Source organism: Pseudomonas sp. AN-B15 (assembly GCF_019056475.1).
In the GTDB taxonomy this organism is placed as follows: domain Bacteria; phylum Pseudomonadota; class Gammaproteobacteria; order Pseudomonadales; family Pseudomonadaceae; genus Aquipseudomonas; species Aquipseudomonas parakoreensis.
The window spans coordinates 2,812,907-2,833,224 of the sequence record NZ_CP049737.1 but is presented as its reverse complement, the minus strand read 5'-3'; the positions used below and the strand labels follow the sequence as shown (position 1 = coordinate 2,833,224).

Sequence of the window (20,318 nt, the reverse complement as noted above, 5' to 3'; positions counted from 1 at the left end):
GTTGAATGTTCCGACCTCTTCGCGGGCAAGCCCGCTCCCACAGGGTTAGCGGTGGCTGGACTAGCCCTCCGGCTTGAGAATCAACACCGCCAGCGGCGGCAGATTCAGTTCCAGCGACAGCGACTGCCCATGGCTCGGCACCTCTTCGGTAAACGCCCCGCCGCCATTGCCATAGTTGGACCCGGCGTAGGTGTCGGCATCGCTGTTGAGCAGTTCATTCCAGCGTCCGGCAAACGGCACGCCGACGCGGTACGACTGACGCGGCACCGGGGTGAAGTTGGCGACCACCAGCACCGGTTTGCCCTCCTTGCTCCAGCGCAGCCACGCGTACACGCTGTTGATCGCGTCATCACCGATCAACCACTGGAAGCCCTGCGGCGCGTCGTCCTGATCGTGCAGCGCCGGTTCTTCGCGATACAACCGGTTGAGGTCGCCGACCAGTTTCTGCACGCCTTTGTGTTCCGAGTATTGCAGCAGGTACCAGTCCAGCTGCTGATCGTGGTTCCACTCACGCCACTGGCCGAATTCGCAGCCCATGAACAACAGCTTCTTGCCCGGGTGGGTCCACATGAAACTCAGATAGGCGCGCAGGTTGGCAAATTTCTGCCAGCGGTCGCCGGGCATTTTGTCGATCAACGAATGCTTGCCGTGCACCACTTCGTCGTGGGAGATCGGCAAGATGAAGCGCTCGGACCAGGCGTAGACCAGACCGAAACTCAGTTCGTTGTGATGGTGCGCTCGGTACACCGGATCCTGCTGAATGTAGTGCAGCGAATCGTGCATCCAGCCCATGTTCCATTTGTAAGCGAAACCGAGGCCACCCTGCTGGGTGCCCTGGCTGACGCCCGGCCAGGCGGTGGATTCTTCGGCAATCACCAGCGCCCCCGGCGCCTCCAGCTCGACCACATCGTTCAAGTGCCGGAGGAAATCGATCGCCTCAAGGTTCTCGCGCCCGCCGTGGCGGTTCGGAATCCACTCGCCGGCCTTGCGCGAATAATCGCGGTAGAGCATCGAGGCCACCGCATCGACGCGCAGGCCATCCACGTGAAAGTGCTTCAACCAGTGCAATGCCGATGCCAGCATATAGCCGTGTACTTCGGTGCGCCCCAGGTTGTAGATCAGCGTGTCCCAGTCCTGATGGAAGCCCTCCAGCGGGTTGCCATATTCGTACAACGCCGTGCCGTCGAACTGCGCCAGGCCATGGGTATCGGTAGGAAAATGCGCCGGTACCCAGTCGAGAATCACCCCGATTCCAGCCTGGTGACAGGCGTTGACGAACTCACCGAACTGCTCGGGGGTGCCGTATCGCGCGCTCGGGGCGAATTGCGAGAGCAGTTGATAGCCCCACGAACCGCCAAACGGGTGCTCCATGATCGGCATCAGTTCGATGTGGGTGAAGCCCAGCTCCTTGACGTAAGGAATCAGCCGCTCGGCCAGCTCCGGCCAGGTGTACTGGCGGGCGACTTCGCCCAGATCGTCCAGCTCACACTGCCACGATCCGGCGTGCAGCTCATAGATCGACAGCGGCTGCGAATGCTGTTGCCGTTCGCGACGACCGCTCATCCATTCCTGATCCTGCCAGTCGACTTGCAGCGGTGCGGCGACTTTCGACGCGGTGTCCGGCGGCAGGCTGGTGGCCAGCGCCATCGGGTCAGCCTTCAGCGGCAGAATGCCGTGGGCGCCGAGGATCTCGTATTTGTACAACTCCCCCGCCTGCAGGCGCGGAATGAACAACTCCCAGACCCCGGATGGATGGCGCAGGCGCATCGGATGGCGGCGCCCGTCCCAGACGTTGAAATCGCCGACCACCGAGACGCGCCGGGCGTTCGGCGCCCACACGGCGAAACGCACGCCATCGACGCCATCGACGGTTTGCAGCTGGGCGCCGAGGCAACTGCTCAGATCGCGGTGATTGCCTTCGGCGAACAGATACAAATCCATTTCGCCGAGCAACTGACCAAAGCTATAGGGATCTTCCGCCACTTGCTCGCCGCCGGCCCAGCGCGTGCGCAGCAGATAGGGCCGGGCCTGGGCGAAGTGCCCGACAAACAGCCCCGGGGTTTCCGTGGCGGTCAGTTCGCCACGTTCTTCACCACTGTCCTTGTCCAGCACTTCAACTTTCAACGCACCCGGCAAATAGGCGCGGATGAACTGCCCGCCGGCACCATCACCGTGCGGGCCGAGAATGGAAAACGGGTCGCGATGTTCCGCACGTACCAACGCATCGATGTCTTGCGCCGTCGGCAATAACGCTTCTTTAGCGTGACCCTGTTCCTTGTTCGAGACACTCATGACTACTCTCCACCAAGATCGGAAAAGGGTTTAAGCCCCGTCAATAACCCATACAAACCGTGCAACGGCACGGGCAGCCACGTGGGGCGATTTTCGGCTTCATAGGCCACTTCATAGGCCGCCTTCTCCAGGCCGAACAGCGCCAGCGCTGCGTCGGCACCCGCAGGATCCTGCCAGGCATGATCAAGACTAGCCGCCGCCTGGCGATATGCCTGAACAAATGCCTCGCGCGCCTCACGCAGGTAGCGCTCGGCGACCCGATGCCGGGCCGCTTCCGACTCTGCACTGTGATCGACGTTATGCACGTTGATGGTCATGGCCGCCGCGTAATCGAAGGATCGCAGCACGCCGCTGACGTCCTTGTACGGACTGTGTTTGCCGCGCCGCTCGTGCAGCGGCCGCGCCGGTTCACCTTCGAAGTCGATCAGATAGGCATCGCCCTTGATCACCAGCACCTGGCCCAGGTGCAAGTCGCCATGCACACGAATACGCAAGCCGCCCACGGCTTTCTGTGCGAGTTCCTGCACATGGCCAAGGATGATTTTTTTGTTGTCCAGCAGCCGCGCGACCATTTTCTGATCCGCCGCGCTCAGATGACTTTGATGTTGCTTGAGCAGCTTCAGCGCATGCTCGACCTGCGCCGCAACGTCCTTGCCGGTGGCGTGGGCGTCCTTGGCGCTGGTGATTTGCGGGGCGAAATCGGGATTGTCGCTCGGCGCCGCGAGCACTTGATGCATTTCGCCCAGACGCTGGCCGAGCATGCCGGCAAAGTCCTTGAGCTCGCCGAGGGCGTTGTAATGCTGTTCCTGCTCGGACATGGCGTCGGCCAGTTCATCGCGCAGCGCCCGTTCGAGGTTGTTCTGCGTCCATTCCCAGGCATCACCCTGATTGCTCAGATAGCCTTGGGCGATCATCAAAAGATTGTCTTCGCCCTGGGCATCACGGCGAATCACCGAACCCAGCAGCGGCGAGATGTTCTCGAAACCGGCCTCGGTCAGGTAGGCACTCATTTCCAGTTCCGGGTGCACCCCCGAGGCGACTTTGCGGATCAGTTTCAGCACCAGGCTGTTGCCGATCACCACCGAACTGTTCGACTGCTCAGCCGACAGATAACGCACCTCGGATTCAGCGCCGAGGCCAAGTTTTTCCAACTGCGCGGTCGGCGCGAAACGAATCTCGCCCTGTTCGGAGTTGAGCACGGTGCTGCTCTGCATGCCTTGCAGCACGGCGTGCACAAACGTTTCGAGGCTGAACGCATCGGTGATCAGCCCCACCTGACGTCCGCGACGTACCCGGGACAAGGCCAATTGCTGCGGCAGCGCCGCCCCGACCTGATCTTCCGAGATAAACCCGAACGGCAGTTGATAGCGGCTGGTCTGCCCGGCGCTGGTGACTTCGATCTCGCTGAGCAGCACCGGATGCTGGGCATCGCCGAAGCGCACGCCGTAGGCCAGATTGACCTGCTCGATGGCCGCGTCCTTGCCGGCGAACCAGCGGCGGTTCTGCAGCCAGCTCGGCAAGATGCTCTGCTCCAGGGTGTTGCGGGTGGGCGCTTCAAGCAGTTCTTCCATGCGTTTTTTCAGCACCAGCGTGGTGAAGTCCGGCAGGCTCTGCGCCGGTTCCACGTGCCAGCTCGGCATCTGGTTTTCCGCCGCGAGGGCAAACCAATAGAAGCCGTACGGCGCCAGGGTCAGCAGGAAGTTCAACTGACCGATGGGCGGGAACGCGTTACCGCCAAGCATCTCCACCGGGACCATGCCCACATACGCAGACAGATCCAGCTCCGCCGCTTGCGCGCTGCGCGAGACGTTGGCCACGCAGAGAATGATTTCGTGCTTGCCGTCAGCGTCGGTGAACTCGCGGGTGTAGGCCAGGATGCGTCGGTTGCTCGGCGAGAGCATCTTCAGCGTGCCGCGCCCGAAAGCCTTCGACTGCTTGCGCACGGCGAGCATGCGTCGCGTCCAGTTGAGCAGCGAATGCGGGTCGCCGGCCTGGGTTTCGACGTTGACCGACAGGTAACCGTATTGCGGGTCCATGATCGGTGGCAGCACCAGGCTTGCCGGGTCGGCCCGGGAAAAACCGCCGTTGCGGTCGATCGACCATTGCATCGGCGTGCGCACGCCGTCGCGGTCGCCGAGGTAGATGTTGTCGCCCATGCCGATTTCATCGCCGTAATACAGGGTCGGCGTGCCGGGCATCGACAGCAGCAGGCTGTTGAGCAGTTCGACGCGGCGGCGGTCTCGCTCCATCAACGGCGCCAGACGTCGACGAATGCCGAGGTTGATCCGCGCGCGACGGTCAGCGGCGTAGTAGTTCCACAGGTAATCGCGCTCCTTGTCGGTGACCATCTCCAGCGTCAGCTCATCGTGGTTGCGCAGGAAGATTGCCCACTGGCAATTGGCAGGAATCTCCGGGGTTTGCCGCAGAATGTCGGTGATCGGGAAGCGATCTTCCTGGGCCAGCGCCATGTACATGCGCGGCATCAGCGGGAAGTGAAAGGCCATGTGGCATTCGTCACCGTTGACGCCTTCGGCATCGGTGTCGCCGAAGTACAGCTGAGTGTCTTCCGGCCATTGGTTGGCCTCGGCCAGCAGCATGCGGTCAGGGTAATTGGCGTCGATCTCGGCACGGATCTGCTTGAGGACGTCGTGGGTCTCGGGCAGGTTTTCGTTATTGGTGCCGTCGCGCTCGATCAGGTACGGAATGGCGTCGAGACGCAGACCGTCGATGCCCATGTCCAGCCAGTAGCGCATCACCGACAGCACGGCTTTCATCACTTGCGGATTGTCGAAATTCAGATCGGGCTGGTGCGAATAAAAGCGGTGCCAGAAGTATTGGCCGGCGACCGGGTCCCAGGTCCAGTTGGACTTTTCAGTGTCGAGAAAGATGATCCGGGTGCCGTCGTACTTTTGATCGTCATCCGACCACACATAGAAGTCCCGCGCCGCCGAGCCGGGTTTGGCCTTGCGCGCCCGCTGGAACCACGGGTGCTGATCGGAGGTGTGGTTGATGACCAGCTCGGTGATCACCCGCAAGCCACGTTTGTGCGCCTCGGCGATGAAGCGCTTGGCGTCGGCCATGGTCCCGTAGTCACTGTGCACGCCGCGGTATTCGGCGATGTCGTAACCGTCATCGCGGCGTGGCGACGGGTAGAACGGCAACAGCCAGATGGTGTTGACGCCGAGTTCGGCGATGTAGTCGAGTTTGGCGATCAGGCCGGGAAAGTCGCCGATCCCGTCATTGTTGGAGTCGAAAAACGATTTGACGTGAACTTGATAGATCACCGCATCCTTGTACCAGAGCGGGTCTTTGATGAAGGTGGCTGCCTTGGGTTTCTTCGCCATGTGAAACTCCTGAAAAATTCGTCTCTGCACATAATGTGATCGTGCTGATACTTCTGTAGGAGCTGCCGAAGGCTGCGATCTGTTGATCTTGCTTCTAAAAAATCAAAGGCAAAAGATCGCAGCCTTCGGCAGCTCCTACACGGGTCGGTGTCTGTCTTACACGGCAGTAATCCGCCATATCCCGAACGGCTGGTACGCCGGGTCTATGCGCATGAACTGATACTTGCCGTGCCAGTCCCAGCGATGCCCGTTCATCAAGTCTTCACCGTGGGTGGTTGCGTCGTCGGGCAGGCCCATCTCCCACAGCGGCAATTCGAAATTGGCTTCCTGCACGTTGTGCGGATCGAGGCTCACCGCCACCAGAATGAAATTGCTGCCGTCGAAGCTGCGCTTGCCGAAGTACAGAATGTTGTCGTTCCAGGCGTTGTAGATTTTCAGGCCCAGGTGCGTGTGCAGCGCCGGGTTCTGCCGGCGGATGCGATTGAGCTGGGCAATTTCGGCAATGATGTTGCCCGGCGCATTGAAGTCGCGGACGCGGATCTCGTACTTCTCCGAATCAAGGTATTCCTCCTTGCCCGGCACTGGCGCCGATTCGCACAGTTCATAACCGGAATACATGCCCCACAGGCCCGAACCCATGGTCGCCAGCGCCGCGCGAATCAAAAAGCCCGGACGCCCCGACTCATGCAGGAACGCCGGGTTGATGTCCGGCGTATTGACGAAGAAGTTCGGCCGATAGCATTCACGCCATGGCGACTGGTTGAGCTCAGTGAAGTAGGTCGCCAACTCGGACTTGGTGTTACGCCAGGTGAAATAGGTGTAGCTCTGGCTGTACCCGACCTTGCCCAGACGCGCCATCATCGCCGGCGTGGTGAACGCCTCGGCGAGGAAAATCACTTCCGGGTGCAGTGCCCGCACATCGGCAATCAGCCATTGCCAGAACGGCAGCGGCTTGGTGTGCGGATTGTCGACGCGAAAGATCTTCACGCCTTCGTTGACCCAGCCGACCACGATATCGCGCAGCTCGACCCACAGACTGGGGATCGCGTCCGGCGCATAGAAGTCGACGTTGACGATGTCCTGGTATTTCTTCGGTGGGTTCTCCGCGTACTTGATCGTGCCGTCCGGGCGCCAGTTGAACCAGCCCGGATGCTGCTTGAGCCACGGGTGATCCTGGGAACACTGGATGGCGAAATCGAGGGCGATTTCCAGACCATGCTCAGCGGCAGCGGCCACCAGTCGGCGGAAGTCTTCGCGAGTACCGAGCTGCGAGTGAATCGCCTCATGGCCACCCTCCTCGCTTCCGATCGCGTACGGGCTACCGGGATCATCGGGACCTGCGGTGAGGGAATTGTTGCGGCCCTTGCGGTGGGCGCGGCCGATGGGGTGAATCGGCGTGAAATACAACACGTCAAACCCCATGTCCTGAATCATCGGCAGACGCGCGTGCACGTCGTTGAACGTGCCGTGACGGTTGGGATCATCGGTGATCGAGCGCGGAAACAGCTCATACCAACTGGCAAACTCGGCCAGCTCCCGTTCCACGTCCACCGGGAATTCGGCGCTCAGGCTCAGATAGGCGCGGTGATCGGCCTGCGCCATCAACTGCGCACTGCGCGAGTGCAGAAACAACGCCACCTGCTCGGTTTCGAGCAGGCCGGACAATTCATGGTGCAGTGCGGCGAGTTGTTCGCTGAGCTGACCGTCGCTGCGCTCGGCGGCCTGTTGCACCATGGTGCGGCCTTCCTGCAGTTCGAGCGACACCGGGACGGCCGCATTGTGCTTTTTCTCCAGTTCGTACTGGAAACTGGCGAAGTGATCGATCCACGCTTCGATGCAATACAGGTAGCGACCCTGGCGTTCGGGACGAAACTGCCCCTGCCAACTGTTGTTGCCCAGCTCGTTCATCACTTCGCTGTGCCAGCTCTCTTCGCCCTCCGCGCGCCAACGGATGCGCACCGCCAGCTTGTCGTGGCCGTCGGCAAAGACCTTGCTGGTGACGATCACGTCACGCTCGACGATCGACTTGACGGCAAACTGTCCGCCATCCAGGGTCGGCATGGTGTTTTCGATCACGATGCGCGGCAGCAGTAACGCCTGCGACAGCGGCATATGCGGGTTATAGCTCTGCTCTGAAGGTTTTTCAGCGGACATCGAGCCTCTCTCCTTTACGCCCCAAGGACGCTCTTGTGCCGGATCCGTGTCCACAAGGAGGCACCGGCCCCGACATGAACTCACTTAGGTTCCGAGCGACTGGCGCGGGGAAAAGTTCACAGGGATTTGCCTGGGCAAAAAAGCGGATCGAATTCGCCAGCAGGTGGTCAATCCACTTAAGCACTTCTCACGCCATGTGCCACACGGAGGTCTACAGATGAACATCCCGATCCCGGCAGAAACGCCTGATCCGAACATCGACAAACCCACCTTGCCCGAGACCGAGCCGCAGCCGATTCCCGAGCAGGAACCCCCAGGCACCACGCCACCGCCGAAGGAAGAACCGCCGACGACAATGCCGCCCGTCATCGTCTGAGCAGCACGCCCCCCCTGTAGGAGTTGCCGCAGGCTGCGATCTTTTGATCTTGTTTTTAAAAATCAAAGTCAAAAGATCGCAGCCTGCGGCAGCTCCTACAGGTTGTTCGCGGTGTTCACAGATGCTGGTTTTTCTCGTCTTCTTTCTCGAACAACCTGACCACCCGCGGCATTACGCTGAAAATCCCCAGTGCCAACAGGGTACTGAGCAGTGCCGTCGCCTCCTTGCCCAACCCGGTCGCCACGCCGATCGCCGCCGTCATCCACAATCCGGCTGCAGTGGTCAGCCCTTTGACATGGCCCTCATCGCCTTCCTTGTTTTTCAGGATGGTTCCGGCGCCAAGAAAACCGATCCCGGCGATCACGCCCTGCAACACCCGGCTCATCGCATCGGACTCCGCCCCGCTGGTTTGCAGCACCAGCACAAACAGCGCCGCGCCGAGTGCCACCAGCATGTGCGTACGTACCCCGGCGGCCTTGCCTTTGTGCTCACGTTCAAAACCGAGAATTCCGCCCAGCACGGCGGCCATCAGCAGACGCACGGTGATGCGCGTCAGTTGCGAAGCGTCGCCGATGTCGGCGAACTCCGCTTGCAGCGTTTCCCACACTTCATCCCACCAGGCGTTCATCGCTCCGTCCTTTTTATTTGTCGTTAGTGCATGGACAGCGGCGACCATTAATCAGTTGCGCAGAACGATCGGCCCCGCGCGCGCCCTAACCTCTCAGGTACCCATGAAAAAAGGACAGCCTCATGCCCGTTCGAATCGATGAATCCAACCCCGAATCAAAAGTGTGTTTTTTCACCGTCGAAAATGGCGAAGAAATTCGTATCTGCGACACCCTGGAAGTCAAAACGGATAGCGAAAAAGCCATGTCGTTCGTGGAAATTGAAAACCGGCGCGTTTACATCACTGAAGCAGAGGCGGATGCCTTGACCGTCGCTGGCGCGAAGGACGGCCGCAAGCACCTGAAGGCTGACGAGAGTGATTCGGTGATTTGACTGACCCTGATCAACACCCGGTGCAGACGCCTGCGATAGGCGTTTGCGCCTGCGTCTGCGGGCTGCTTCAAGTTGTCGCAGGTCGTCGCTCAGACGCCATCTGATCCGCTTTTTATTCAAATAGCTGAGTCTGTTATGCAAACAGATCGGCGCTCATAGTTCGTTCGCCTGATGGAGGCTGATGAGCGAATGACCATGAGCGAACAAATCCCCGTCCGAACCGTAGAAGCAAGCCCCACCATTAAAAATGTGCCAGGTCGCCCAATGAAGGCGAAGGCCGGCTCCACCGACAAGCAGATCCACACCCGCAGTTTCACCGGGCTGTTCCGCCGCCTGCGCATCAGCGGCGCAGGTTTTCTGTTTTTGCTGTTTTTCGGCACCGTGTGGTTGAACTGGGGCGGTCGTCAGGCCGTACTGTGGGACCTCGCCGAAAGCAAATTCCACATCTTCGGCGCGACCTTCTGGCCACAGGATTTCATCTTGCTCTCGGCGCTGCTGATCATTGCTGCGTTCGGTCTGTTCGCCATCACCGTGTTCGCCGGCCGGGTCTGGTGCGGTTACACCTGCCCGCAGAGCTCGTGGACATGGATTTTCATGTGGTGCGAGAAAGTCACCGAGGGTGAACGCAATCAACGCATCAAACTGCAAGCAGCGCCGTGGGGCCTGAACAAACTGGCGCGGCGCGCCGCCAAGCACACCTTGTGGCTGGCGATCAGCGTGATGACCGGGCTGACCTTCGTCGGCTACTTCACACCGATTCGCCCGCTGGCCGAAGAGCTGTTCACCCTGCAGATCGCCGGGGTCAGCCTGTTCTGGGTGTTGTTCTTCACCGCTGCCACGTACATCAACGCCGGCTGGCTGCGCGAAGCGGTGTGCATGCACATGTGCCCGTATGCGCGATTCCAGAGCGTAATGTTCGACAAGGACACCCTGGCAATCGCCTATGACGCGGCCCGTGGCGAAAACCGTGGCCCGCGCAAACGCGACGTGAAGCCCGCCGAAGCCGGTCTCGGCGATTGCATCGATTGCCAGTTGTGCGTGCAGGTCTGCCCGACCGGCATCGACATCCGCGACGGTTTGCAGATGGAATGCATCGGCTGCGCGGCGTGCATCGACGCCTGCGATTCGATCATGGACAAAATGAATTACCCGCGCGGCTTGATCCGCTACAGTTCCGAGCGCGAATTGCAGGGTGGCAAGACCCACCTGCTGCGGCCAAGGCTGATCGGCTACGTCGCGGTGCTGCTGGTGATGATCGGCGCACTGGCACTGGCTTTGGTTGAACGGCCCATGGTCTCGCTCGACGTGACCAAGGATCGCGGGCTGTTCCGCGAGAACGGTCAGGGCCAGATCGAAAACATCTACACCCTGAAGGTGATCAACAAGACCCAGCAGCGCCAGGACTACACCCTGAGCCTGGTGGATGGCGAAGGCTTCCAGTTGCAGGGCAAGACCGAACTGAGCCTGGCGCCGGGTGAGATTGTCGACGTGCCGGTATCGGTGGCGATGACCACCGAACGCCCGGCCAGCAGCTCGCAGACCTTGAGCTTCAAGATCGCCGACAGCGACGAGCCGCAGATTTACAGCGTGGCGAAAAGCAGGTTTGTGGCGCCGATGAATCGCTGAGCCTTTAAGATGCAGCTCTCTTTTGACACTGCGATACCTGTGGCGAGGGAGCTTGCTCCCGCTGGGCTGCGTAGCGGCCCCAAAAACTGTGAGTGCTACGCACTCAAGCGGGAGCAAGCTCCCTCGCCACAACAAGCAATCCGAATTCAGTCCATCGCGGGATACCGATGAAACGCTACGAAAAATTCGCCGACGACATCGCTGAACTGATCCGCTCTGGCGTCCTCGGCCCAGGGCAGCGAGTGCCGTCGGTGCGCTACGCCAGCCAGACCTACGGGGTCAGCCCGTCCACGGTGTTCCAGGCCTATTACCTGCTCGAACGTCGCGGTCTGATCCGCGCGCGGCCGCGCTCCGGCTACTTCGTCAACACCCACGCGCCGAGTCCGTTTTCCGAGCCGGTGATCAGCAGCCACGTCAACGACTCCACCGAAGTCGACGTCAGCGAACTGGTGTTCTCGGTGCTCGAATCGATCAAGGACCCGAGCACCGTGCCCTTCGGCTCGGCGTTCCCCAGCCCGACCCTGTTCCCGTTGCAGCGTCTGTCGCGCTCGCTGGCCAGTGCGGCGCGGGAGATGGACCCGCGCATGGTGGTCACCGACATGTCGCCGGGTAACCCGCAACTGCGTCGGCAGATTGCCCTGCGCTACATGGTCGGTGGGCTGATGCTGCCCATGGAAGAACTGCTGATCACCAACGGCGCCCTCGAAGCGCTGAACCTGTGCCTGCAAGCAGTGACCGAACCGGGCGATCTGGTGGCCATCGAAGCCCCGGCGTTCTACGCCAGCCTGCAAGTGCTGGAGCGCCTGAAACTCAAGGCCGTGGAAATCCCCGTGCACCCGCGCGACGGTATCGACCTCGGCGTGCTCGCCCAGACCCTGGAACGCCATCCGATCAAGGCCTGCTGGTGCATGACCAGTTTCCAGAACCCGATGGGCGCGACCATGCCCGAGGCGAAGAAACAGGAACTGGTGGAACTGCTGCGCCGGCATCAGGTGCCGCTGATCGAGGACGACGTCTATGCCGAACTCTATTACGGCCAGCAAGCGCCGAAACCGGCCAAGGCGTTCGACACCGAAGGTTTGGTGATGCACTGCGGGTCGTTCGCCAAGAGTCTGGCCCCCGGCTACCGCATCGGCTGGGTCGCTGCCGGGCGCTATGCACAGAAAATCGAGCGGCTGAAACTGATGACCTCGCTCTGTGCTTCGATGCCGGCGCAAGCGGCGATTGCCGACTACCTGCAACACGGCGGCTACGACCGCCACTTGCGCAAACTTCGCTACGCCCTGGAAGAACAGCAAAGCGCGATGCTCGCAGCAATTGCCCGCTACTTCCCGGCGCAGACCCGGGTCAGCCAGCCGGCGGGTGGCTACTTTTTGTGGCTGGAATTGCCGCCGCAGATGGATTCCTTGAAGTTGTTTCAGATGGCGTTGGCGCAGGGCATCAGCATCGCGCCGGGGCCAATTTTCTCGCCGACCCAGCGCTTCAGGAATTGTATTCGCTTGAATTACGGCAGCCCGTGGACCGAGGATTCGGAAAAGGCGATGGAGACGCTGGGGCGGATTGTGCGGTCGTTCTGACAGTCAGGTATTGCCTGTGCTGGCCCTATCGCTGGCAAGCCAGCTCCCACAGTGATCGATGTCAGTCGCAAATATTGTGTACGACACAGAAACCTGTGGGAGCTGGCTTGCCAGCGATGGGGTCGGATCAGGCAACACAAAGGCCGAAGATCAACGCCCACCACCCAGATCAACAAACGTCCCGGTCGCATAAGAAGCCTTGTCCGACAGCAACCAGACAATCGCCTCCGCCACCTCATCCGGCCGCCCGCCCCGAGCCATCGGAATCGCCGACTCAAGCTTGCTGACCCGATCCGGATCGCCGCTCAGCGCATGGAAGTCGGTGTAGATGTAGCCCGGACGCACCGCATTAACGCGAATGCCCTCGCCCGCCACTTCCTTGGACAGGCCGATGGTGAAGGTGTCGAGCGCGCCTTTGGACGCGGCATAGTCGACGTATTCGTTGGGCGAGCCCAGGCGTGCGGCGACCGACGACACGTTGACGATACTGCCGCCCTGGCCGCCGTGTTTGGGCGACATGCGCAGGATCGCGTGCTTGGCGCAGAGGATCGGCGCCAGGACGTTGGTTTTCATGATTTTGAGAATGCGGAATTCGGACATTTCATCGACCCGCGACTTATGGCCGACGGTGCCCGCATTGTTCACCAGTGCGGTGACCCGTCCCAGTTCGGTGTCGACCCGGTGAAACAGTGCGATGACTTCGTCTTCGATGCTGACATCGGCGCGCACCGCAATGGCTTGCGCCCCCAGCGCCCGCACTTGCTCCAGCACGCTTTGTGCGGCCTGTTCATCCGACTGATAGTTGATGCAGATCCGATAGCCCTGCCCGGCAGCCAACAACGCTGTAGCGGCGCCGATTCCGCGGCCGCCACCGGTGATTACCATGACTTTATCCATGCTGGCCCTTCCCCCCAATGCACACGTAACAGTCGGGATGAAGAATAACCGCCATTGGGCGGTTTTGCATGGGCTCTGTCCAAGACAAAACCCTGCATGAGACTGAAATGTTTTTTGTGGCGAGGGAGCTTGCTACCTCGCCACCGTTTGCAGTCAGACAGCCGCCTGAGCCTTTCCACGGGTGAGGTTCTGCATGAACGCGTCCGCCGGCATCGGATGCCCCAACAGATAGCCCTGCAACGAATCACAGCCCAACTGCGTGAGGAAGTCCTGCTGTACGCCAGTCTCCACGCCCTCGGCAACAATGCGCAAACCGAGCGCCTGGCCCAGCGCCACAATCGCCGAGACGATGGCCGCATCATCGCTGTCGTGCTCCAGATCGCGGACAAACCCTCGGTCGATTTTCAGTTCGTTGGCCGGCAAACGCTTGAGGTACATCAGGCTCGAATAGCCGGTACCGAAGTCGTCGATCGACAGGTCGACGCCCATGTCCGATAACTCCTGCAACACCGTCATGCTGGCATCGGCGTCACTCATGGCCGTGGTTTCAGTGATTTCCAGGGTCAGGCTGTTGGCCGGCAAATGATGCGTGGCCAGCGCCCTGGCCACGCTTTGCACCAGTCCCGCGTGGCAGAACTGTAACGCCGAGAGGTTCACCGCGATGCGCCAGTCGGTGTAACCGAGCACATACCATTCGCGCATCTGCCGGCAGGCCTCGTTGAGTACCCAGTCGCCGATGGCGATGATCAGGCCGGTCTTCTCCGCCAGATCGATGAACTTGTCCGGCAGCAACATGCCCTGGGTCGGATGCCGCCAGCGCAGCAACGCTTCGGCCCCCACCGGACGACCGCTGGCAGCGTCGAATTTGGGTTGAAAATACAGGCTGAACTGCCGGTGCTCCAGCGCGGCGCGCAGATCTTGCAGCAACTGCAGCTGCTTGCGTGCGTTGCTGTTCATCGAGGCATCGAAGAAGCTGTAGCCGTTTTTACCGCCGCCCTTGGCGTGATACATCGCCGCATCGGCGTTCATCAGCAGTTCCTGAGCGCTCTGGCCATTCCCCGGGTACAGGGCAATGCCGACGCTGGCGGAAATCTGCAACTCATGCTCGGCCACGCGGAATGACTGGCCGATCAGGCCGACCTGACGCGCTGCCAGGCTCAGGGCATCGTTGGGCTCGGTCAGACGCACCAGCAGCACGAACTCGTCGCCGCCAATTCGCGCCAGCGTGTCCTGACTGCGCAAATCTTCGCGCAGGCGCACACCGACTTCGCGCAGCAACTGGTCGCCCATGTGGTGGCCGAAGGCATCGTTGACCGGTTTGAAACCGTCCAGATCAATGAACATCAGCGCAAAACAGCCGCCCTGCTCCTCGACCTTCTTCATCGCCTGATTGATCCGGTCGTCCAGCAGCATGCGGTTCGGCAGACCTGTGAGGGTATCGTGCAACGCCAGTTGCGTCAGTTCACGGTTGGCCAGGGTCAGCGAATGCGCCAGATCGGCAGTGCGTGCTTCGAGGCGAGCATCGAGAATCGAGGTCAGCAGGGCGATCGACAGCACCGCCAGCGTGGTGATCAGCACCAGATTGTCGAGGCCGTTACCCTTGAGACCGTCGAGCGTCGCGCCGCAGAAACTGCCATCAGGAAACTGCGCGGCGGCCATGCCCGTGTAGTGCATGCCGACAATCGCGATGCCCATGATCACCGCCGCACCGCCGCGAATCAGGCGCACATAAGGCGACTGCTGGCGCAAGCGAAAGGCGATCCACAACGCCGCCGCCGAAGCACCGACCGCAATCAGCAATGAGGCGCCGAACAGGGTCGGGTCGTAGTCGATGCCCGGCGTCATGCGCAGTGCCGCCATGCCGGTGTAATGCATGGCGCTGATGCCGGCGCCCATGATCAAGGCGCCGAAACCCAACTGCAGAATCGGCAGTTTCGGCTGGCTGACCAGCCACAGGGCAAACCCGCACGACAGAACGGCAATCAGCAGCGACAGCGCGGTCACCGGAATGTCGTAGCCCAGTTCGATCGGCAACTTGAAGGCCAGCATGCCGATGAAATGCATCGACCAGACGCCAACCCCCATTGCCAGTGCGCCGCCCGCCGTCCAGAAATGCACCGCGCGCCCACGGGCACTGGCAATGCGCCCGGTCAGGTCGAGCGCGGTGTAGGACGCGAGGATCGCCACACACAAAGAAATGAAAACCAGGGTGAAGGAATAATTACCGATGAGCATGAAGATTCTCGCGACCACCCGCGCCGTACTGCGTCCATTCTCGGCCGGGCAAATGCGGCGATTGTACTGATTGCGCGGAAGAACGCACTGACAAAGTAATCATTTTGCCATCAACCCGATGAAACGCTTGTTTGATGGTTTTGCGAGGCTCTGGAGCAACCATCACAACCTGTAGGAGCTGCGGCACGCTGCGATCTTTTGACCTTGTTTTTTAAGATCAAAAGATCGCCGCGTGCCGCAGCTCCTACACGATTTATTCGGTGGCCAGTTGACCGTCCCACCCGCCGCCCAGCGCTGCAATCAATTGCACACTGGCGATCAGCCGGCTCTGCAGGATATTGAGAACGGTGCGTTCGTTGCTCAGCGCCGTGGCTTGCACCACAACCACATCGATGTAGGCAATCAAGCCGGCCTTGTACTGGTTCTGGGTCAGACGCAGCGAGTCGCGCGCCGCATCCAGTGCTTCCTGACGCACCGCAGCCTCGTCTTCATATACCTTCAATTGCACCAGATAGTTTTCCACTTCGCGGAAACCATCGAGCACCGTCTGGCGGTACTTGGCGACGGTCTGGTCGTACACCGCCTCGGTACGGTCAACCTCGGCCGAACGGATGCCACCGTCGAAGATCGGCAAGTCCAGCTTCGGCCCGACCGACCAGAAACGGTTGGGTATGGTCAAAAGATTTTTCGAAGTACTGCTGCTGTAGCCGCCGCTCATGCTCAACGTCAGATCCGGGTAATAGGCGGCTTTGGCCACACCGATATTGGCGTTGGCAGCGATCACCGAGCGCTCCGCCGAGGCAATGTCCGGGCGCCGTTCCAGCAACTGCGACGGCAGGCTCAGAGGAATTTGCGGCAGGTTCGGGATGTTCTGGGTCTCGGCGATGCTGAACTCGGCCGGCGCCTGGCCGGTGAGCACGGCGATTGCATTTTCGAATTGCGCACGTTGCCAGATCAGGTCCACCAGATCGGCCTGGGTGGTTTTCAACTGGGTCTGTGCCTGCGCCACCGCATCGCGCCCGGAGATCCCGGCGCGGTACTGGTTCTGAGTCATTTGCAGGGATTTCTCGTAGGCCGCGACTGTGGCCTCAAGCAAGCGTTTCTGCTGATCGATCACCCGCAGTTGCAGGTAGTTCTGCACCAGTTCCGACTGCTGGCTCAGACGCATCGCGGCCAGATCGGCGAAGCTCGCCTGGGCGCTGGCCTCGTTGGCCTCCAGGCCTCGGCGCAATTTGCCCCAGATATCCGCTTCCCAACTCACGCCCAACTGCGCGTTGTAGGTATCGCGAATCCCGCTGGCAGAACTGCTCAGGCTCGAACTGCTGCTGCCGGTGCCCTGACTGGAGCGGGTCTTGCCCACGCTGAGATCGACACTGGGGTAAAACGCCCCACGGGCACCGCGCACCAAGGCCTGGGCCTGACGGTACTGCGCTTCGGATTGCGCCACGGTCTGGTTGGAACTGTTGAGCTTCTCGATCAGGCCATTGAGCTGCTGATCGCCATACAACTCCCACCAGGCACCGCGCGCCAGCGCGTCACTCGGATTGGCCTGGCGCCAGCCCTCGGCCTCTTTGTACTGTGCAACCTCGGCAGTCTGCGGGCGCTCATAGTCCGGGCCGACGGCGCAGGCACTGAGCATCGCCACGCACAGCGACAGGCTCAACAGGCGCGAACCGCGCGCAGTGGCCAGATTGAGAAGCGAACGGTCGGTCATAGCGGAGTTTCCAGAGCAGCGTCAGTACGCACGCCACGCCATTTGTTGAAGCGGTGGCGCAGCTTGTCGAGATAGAGGTAAACCACAGGCGTGGTGTAAAGGGTCAGCACCTGACTGAAGATCAGGCCGCCGATGATGGTCAGGCCCAGGGGCTGGCGCATTTCCGCGCCTTCCGCGCGGCTGAGCAACAGCGGCAAGGCACCGAGAATGGCCGCCAGGGTGGTCATCAGAATCGGCCGCAGCCGTTGCAGGCAGGCGCTACGAATTGACTCCAGCGGCGACAGGCCCTGATGGCGCTCCAGTTGCAGAGCCAGGTCGATCATCAGAATGGCGTTCTTCTTCACCACCCCGATCAGCAGGAACAGTCCGAGCAATGAAATCAGGCTGAATTCGCCGCCCAGCGCGTAGATCGAGAGCAATGCGCCGACCCCGGCCGAGGGCAAGGTCGAGAGGATCGTCAGCGGGTGAATGTAGCTTTCATACAGCACACCGAGCACCAGATACACCGCGAGCAATGCACCGAGGATCATGAACGGCTGGCTCTTCTGCGTCGCGGCAAAGGCATCGGCGGTGCCGGCCATTTTCGCGATCACGTCTTCCGGCAGACCGACCTTGGCAATCGCCCGCTCGATGGCGGCACTGCCCTGCTCCACAGTCACGCCTTCGGCCATGTCGAAGGCGATGCTTTCGGACGCAAACTGGCCTTCGTGGCTGACGCGGTCGTCTTCCAGGCTGTTTTCGTAATGGGCAATGGTCGACAACGGAATCCGCGCACCGTCAGCGGTAATCACCTGCACCTGATTGAGGGTCACCGGATCCTGCGCGTACTTCTGATTGACCTCCATCACCACCTGATACTGGTTGAGGCTGTCGTAGATCGTCGAAATCTGCCGCTGGCTGTAGGCGTTGTTCAGCACCGCCGTGACCATGTTCATGTCGACCCCGAGGCGCTTGGCCTGATCGCGGTCGACGATCAGCGTCACCTGCTGCGCACCGCGTCCTTCGCGGGCATCAATCGCAGTCAGCTCCGGCAGTGCGCGCAGCGCAGTCACCACTTTCGGGTACCACTCGCGCAGGGCGCCCAGGTCCCCGCTTTGCAGGATATAGCTGTATTGCGAGGTGGTCTGTTCGCGACCGCCGCCGAACTGCAGGTCCTGATCCGCCATCAGCATCAACTGGGCCCCGGGGACCTTGGGCATCTCCTTGCGCAGGCGTTCGATGACTTTCTGCGCCGACAGGTTGCGTTCCTTGATCGGTTTCAGGCGCACCAGCATGAACGCGTTGTTGGTGCCGTTGGTGCCACCGATGAACCCGGCCACGCTCTCCACCGCTTCGTCCTTGAGCACGGCGCGGCGGAAGGTTTCCATTTTCGGCTGCATCACGCTGAACGACAGACCGTCGTCACCCCGCACGAAACCGATCAACTGGCCGGTGTCCTGCTGCGGCATGAACGTCTTCGGCACCACCACGTACAGCGCGACGTTGACCCCGACCGTGATGATAAGGCTGAGCAAGGTCAGACGCCGATGGCGCAACACCCAGTCGAGGCTGGTCGCATATTTGCCGACCATCCAGTCGTTGGTCTTGCGGCTCCAGCGTTGCAGGCGGTTTTCCTGGCCCGGCCTATGCGGTTTGAGCCAGCGCGCGCAGAGCATCGGCGTCAACGTCAGCGAGACCACCAGCGACACCACGATCGCCGCCGCCAGGGTGATGGAAAACTCACGGAACAGGCTCTCGACAATGCCGCCCATGAACAGGATCGAGAGGAACACCGCCACCAGCGACACGTTCATCGACAACAAGGTAAAACCGACTTCCCTGGCCCCGAGGTACGCGGCCTTCATCGGTTTGACGCCTTCGTCGATGTGCCGGGAAATGTTTTCCAGCACCACGATGGCATCGTCCACCACCAGCCCGGTGGCCAGAATCAACGCCATCAGCGACAGGTTATTCAGCGAAAAACCGTAGAGGTACATCACCGCGAACGTGCCGACCAGCGACACCGGCACCGCCAGCGTCGGAATCAGCGAGGCGCGGAAGTTGCCCAGGAACAGGAACACCACCAGAATCACCAGCGCCACAGCAATCAGCAAGGTCATTTCCGCTTCGTGCAGCGTGGCCTTGATCACCGGCGAGCGGTCCATCGCCAGATTCAGCTTCACGCTGGCCGGCAGCACCGCTTGCAAGGCCGGCAACTGCGCCTTGATCTCGTTGACCGTCTCGATGATGTTGGCGCCGGCCTGGCGGTTGATCACCAGCAACACCGCCGCGTCATCGTTGAAGAAACCGCTGTTGTAACGGTCTTCGACGCCGTCGCTGACCTTGGCCACGTCCTTCAGACGCAGGGCCGCGCCGTCCTTGTAATGGATGATCAGCGACTCGTAATCCTTGGCTTTTTCCAACTGGTCGTTGGCCTGGATCTGCCACAGGCGCTCGCCGTCTTCGACCGAGCCCTTGGGCCGGCGTACGTTGGCCGCGGCGATGGTCTTGCGTACATCATCGAGCGCCACGCCGTACTGGTTGAGCGCCTGCGGTTCGAGTTCGATACGCACCGCCGGCAGCGAACTGCCACCGATCTGCACCTCACCCACGCCCTGCACCTGGGACAGGCTCTGCGACAGGATGGTCGAGGCCAGGTCGTAGAGCTGGCCTTTTTCCAACACATCCGAGGTCAGCGACAGCACCATGATCGGCGCCTGCGACGGGTTGACCTTCTTGTAGGTCGGCATGCTGCGCATCCCGCTCGGCAACAGGTTGCGCGAAGCGTTGATGGCTGCCTGCACCTCGCGCGCTGCGCCGTTGATGTCGCGGTCAAGGTCAAATTGCAGAATGACCCGGGTCGACCCCTGGCTGGAACGGCTGCTCATGGTGTTGACGCCTGCAATCGTGCCGAACGAGCGCTCCAGCGGCGTCGCCACCGTGGACGCCATCACTTCGGGACTGGCACCGGGCAGACTGGCCTGGACCACGATCACCGGGAAATCCATTTGCGGCAGCGGCGACACTGGCAGCAGGCCGAAACTGACGCCGCCCAGCAACATGATCGCCAGGCTCAGGAGCATGGTCGCGACCGGGCGCTTGATAAAAGGACCGGACAAGTTCAT

12 protein-coding genes are annotated in these 20,318 nt (G+C 61.2%); 4 read left to right on the top strand and 8 right to left on the bottom strand.

What is annotated here, in order from left to right; genetic code table 11:
- Nucleotides 1–60: 60 nt before the first annotated feature.
- From glgB to GTQ41_RS12730, 3 genes are all read right to left on the bottom strand, one after another.
- Nucleotides 61–2,292 (bottom strand): 1,4-alpha-glucan branching protein GlgB, encoded by a 2,232-nt coding sequence (gene glgB, locus GTQ41_RS12740; protein ID WP_047294170.1) that lies wholly within the window; start codon nt 2,290–2,292, stop codon nt 61–63.
- Nucleotides 2,293–2,294: 2 nt separating this feature from the next.
- Nucleotides 2,295–5,636 (bottom strand): maltose alpha-D-glucosyltransferase, encoded by a 3,342-nt coding sequence (treS, locus tag GTQ41_RS12735; protein WP_047294168.1) that lies wholly within the window; start codon nt 5,634–5,636, stop codon nt 2,295–2,297.
- Nucleotides 5,637–5,792: 156 nt separating this feature from the next.
- Nucleotides 5,793–7,790 (bottom strand): alpha-1,4-glucan--maltose-1-phosphate maltosyltransferase, encoded by a 1,998-nt coding sequence (locus tag GTQ41_RS12730; protein WP_217325512.1) that lies wholly within the window; start codon nt 7,788–7,790, stop codon nt 5,793–5,795.
- 217 nt (nt 7,791–8,007) lie between these two features.
- Here GTQ41_RS12730 and GTQ41_RS12725 point away from each other — a divergent pair, with 217 nt between their 5' ends.
- On the top strand, nt 8,008–8,166 hold the full coding sequence (locus GTQ41_RS12725; protein WP_003224520.1) for a hypothetical protein: 159 nt from the start codon (nt 8,008–8,010) through the stop codon (nt 8,164–8,166).
- 115 nt (nt 8,167–8,281) lie between these two features.
- Here GTQ41_RS12725 and GTQ41_RS12720 read toward each other — a convergent pair whose 3' ends face one another.
- Entirely contained in the window at nt 8,282–8,794 is a 513-nt protein-coding gene (locus tag GTQ41_RS12720; RefSeq protein ID WP_217325511.1) for an MgtC/SapB family protein, read from the bottom strand.
- A 122-nt stretch (nt 8,795–8,916) separates the two neighbouring features.
- Here GTQ41_RS12720 and GTQ41_RS12715 point away from each other — a divergent pair, with 122 nt between their 5' ends.
- The 3 genes from GTQ41_RS12715 (at nt 8,917) to mapR (ending at nt 12,368) form a co-directional block, all read left to right on the top strand.
- On the top strand, nt 8,917–9,165 hold the full coding sequence (locus GTQ41_RS12715; RefSeq protein WP_047294163.1) for a DUF3203 family protein: 249 nt from the start codon (nt 8,917–8,919) through the stop codon (nt 9,163–9,165).
- A gap of 195 nt (nt 9,166–9,360) precedes the next feature.
- Nucleotides 9,361–10,791, top strand: a complete 1,431-nt coding sequence (gene ccoG / locus GTQ41_RS12710) for a cytochrome c oxidase accessory protein CcoG (RefSeq protein WP_047294668.1) — start codon at nt 9,361–9,363, stop codon at nt 10,789–10,791.
- A gap of 167 nt (nt 10,792–10,958) precedes the next feature.
- Nucleotides 10,959–12,368, top strand: a complete 1,410-nt coding sequence (gene mapR / locus GTQ41_RS12705; RefSeq protein ID WP_008087199.1) for a GntR family transcriptional regulator MpaR — start codon at nt 10,959–10,961, stop codon at nt 12,366–12,368.
- A 150-nt stretch (nt 12,369–12,518) separates the two neighbouring features.
- Here mapR and GTQ41_RS12700 read toward each other — a convergent pair whose 3' ends face one another.
- The 4 genes from GTQ41_RS12700 to GTQ41_RS12685 form a co-directional block, all read right to left on the bottom strand.
- Nucleotides 12,519–13,265, bottom strand: coding sequence for an SDR family oxidoreductase (locus GTQ41_RS12700; protein ID WP_047294160.1), 747 nt, complete (start codon nt 13,263–13,265; stop codon nt 12,519–12,521).
- A 153-nt stretch (nt 13,266–13,418) separates the two neighbouring features.
- Nucleotides 13,419–15,500, bottom strand: coding sequence for a bifunctional diguanylate cyclase/phosphodiesterase (locus tag GTQ41_RS12695; protein WP_047294157.1), 2,082 nt, complete (start codon nt 15,498–15,500; stop codon nt 13,419–13,421).
- A 253-nt stretch (nt 15,501–15,753) separates the two neighbouring features.
- Nucleotides 15,754–17,214, bottom strand: a complete 1,461-nt coding sequence (locus GTQ41_RS12690) for an efflux transporter outer membrane subunit (RefSeq protein ID WP_047294156.1) — start codon at nt 17,212–17,214, stop codon at nt 15,754–15,756.
- Entirely contained in the window at nt 17,211–20,318 is a 3,108-nt protein-coding gene (locus GTQ41_RS12685) for an efflux RND transporter permease subunit (RefSeq protein WP_047294154.1), read from the bottom strand. The genes GTQ41_RS12690 and GTQ41_RS12685 overlap by 4 nt, the downstream gene beginning before the upstream one ends.

Excerpts from the sequence above, each read along its gene's own strand:
- glgB (WP_047294170.1), bottom strand. The coding sequence starts at position 2,292 with ATGAGTGTCTCGAACAAGGAACAGGGTCACGCTAAAGAAGCGTTATTG.
- treS (WP_047294168.1), bottom strand. The coding sequence starts at position 5,636 with ATGGCGAAGAAACCCAAGGCAGCCACCTTCATCAAAGACCCGCTCTGG.
- GTQ41_RS12730 (WP_217325512.1), bottom strand. The coding sequence starts at position 7,790 with ATGTCCGCTGAAAAACCTTCAGAGCAGAGCTATAACCCGCATATGCCG.
- GTQ41_RS12725 (WP_003224520.1), top strand. The coding sequence starts at position 8,008 with ATGAACATCCCGATCCCGGCAGAAACGCCTGATCCGAACATCGACAAA.
- GTQ41_RS12720 (WP_217325511.1), bottom strand. The coding sequence starts at position 8,794 with ATGAACGCCTGGTGGGATGAAGTGTGGGAAACGCTGCAAGCGGAGTTC.
- GTQ41_RS12715 (WP_047294163.1), top strand. The coding sequence starts at position 8,917 with ATGCCCGTTCGAATCGATGAATCCAACCCCGAATCAAAAGTGTGTTTT.
- ccoG (WP_047294668.1), top strand. The coding sequence starts at position 9,361 with ATGAGCGAACAAATCCCCGTCCGAACCGTAGAAGCAAGCCCCACCATT.
- mapR (WP_008087199.1), top strand. The coding sequence starts at position 10,959 with ATGAAACGCTACGAAAAATTCGCCGACGACATCGCTGAACTGATCCGC.
- GTQ41_RS12700 (WP_047294160.1), bottom strand. The coding sequence starts at position 13,265 with ATGGATAAAGTCATGGTAATCACCGGTGGCGGCCGCGGAATCGGCGCC.
- GTQ41_RS12695 (WP_047294157.1), bottom strand. The coding sequence starts at position 15,500 with ATGCTCATCGGTAATTATTCCTTCACCCTGGTTTTCATTTCTTTGTGT.
- GTQ41_RS12690 (WP_047294156.1), bottom strand. The coding sequence starts at position 17,214 with ATGACCGACCGTTCGCTTCTCAATCTGGCCACTGCGCGCGGTTCGCGC.
- GTQ41_RS12685 (WP_047294154.1), bottom strand. The coding sequence starts at position 20,318 with ATGAACTTGTCCGGTCCTTTTATCAAGCGCCCGGTCGCGACCATGCTC.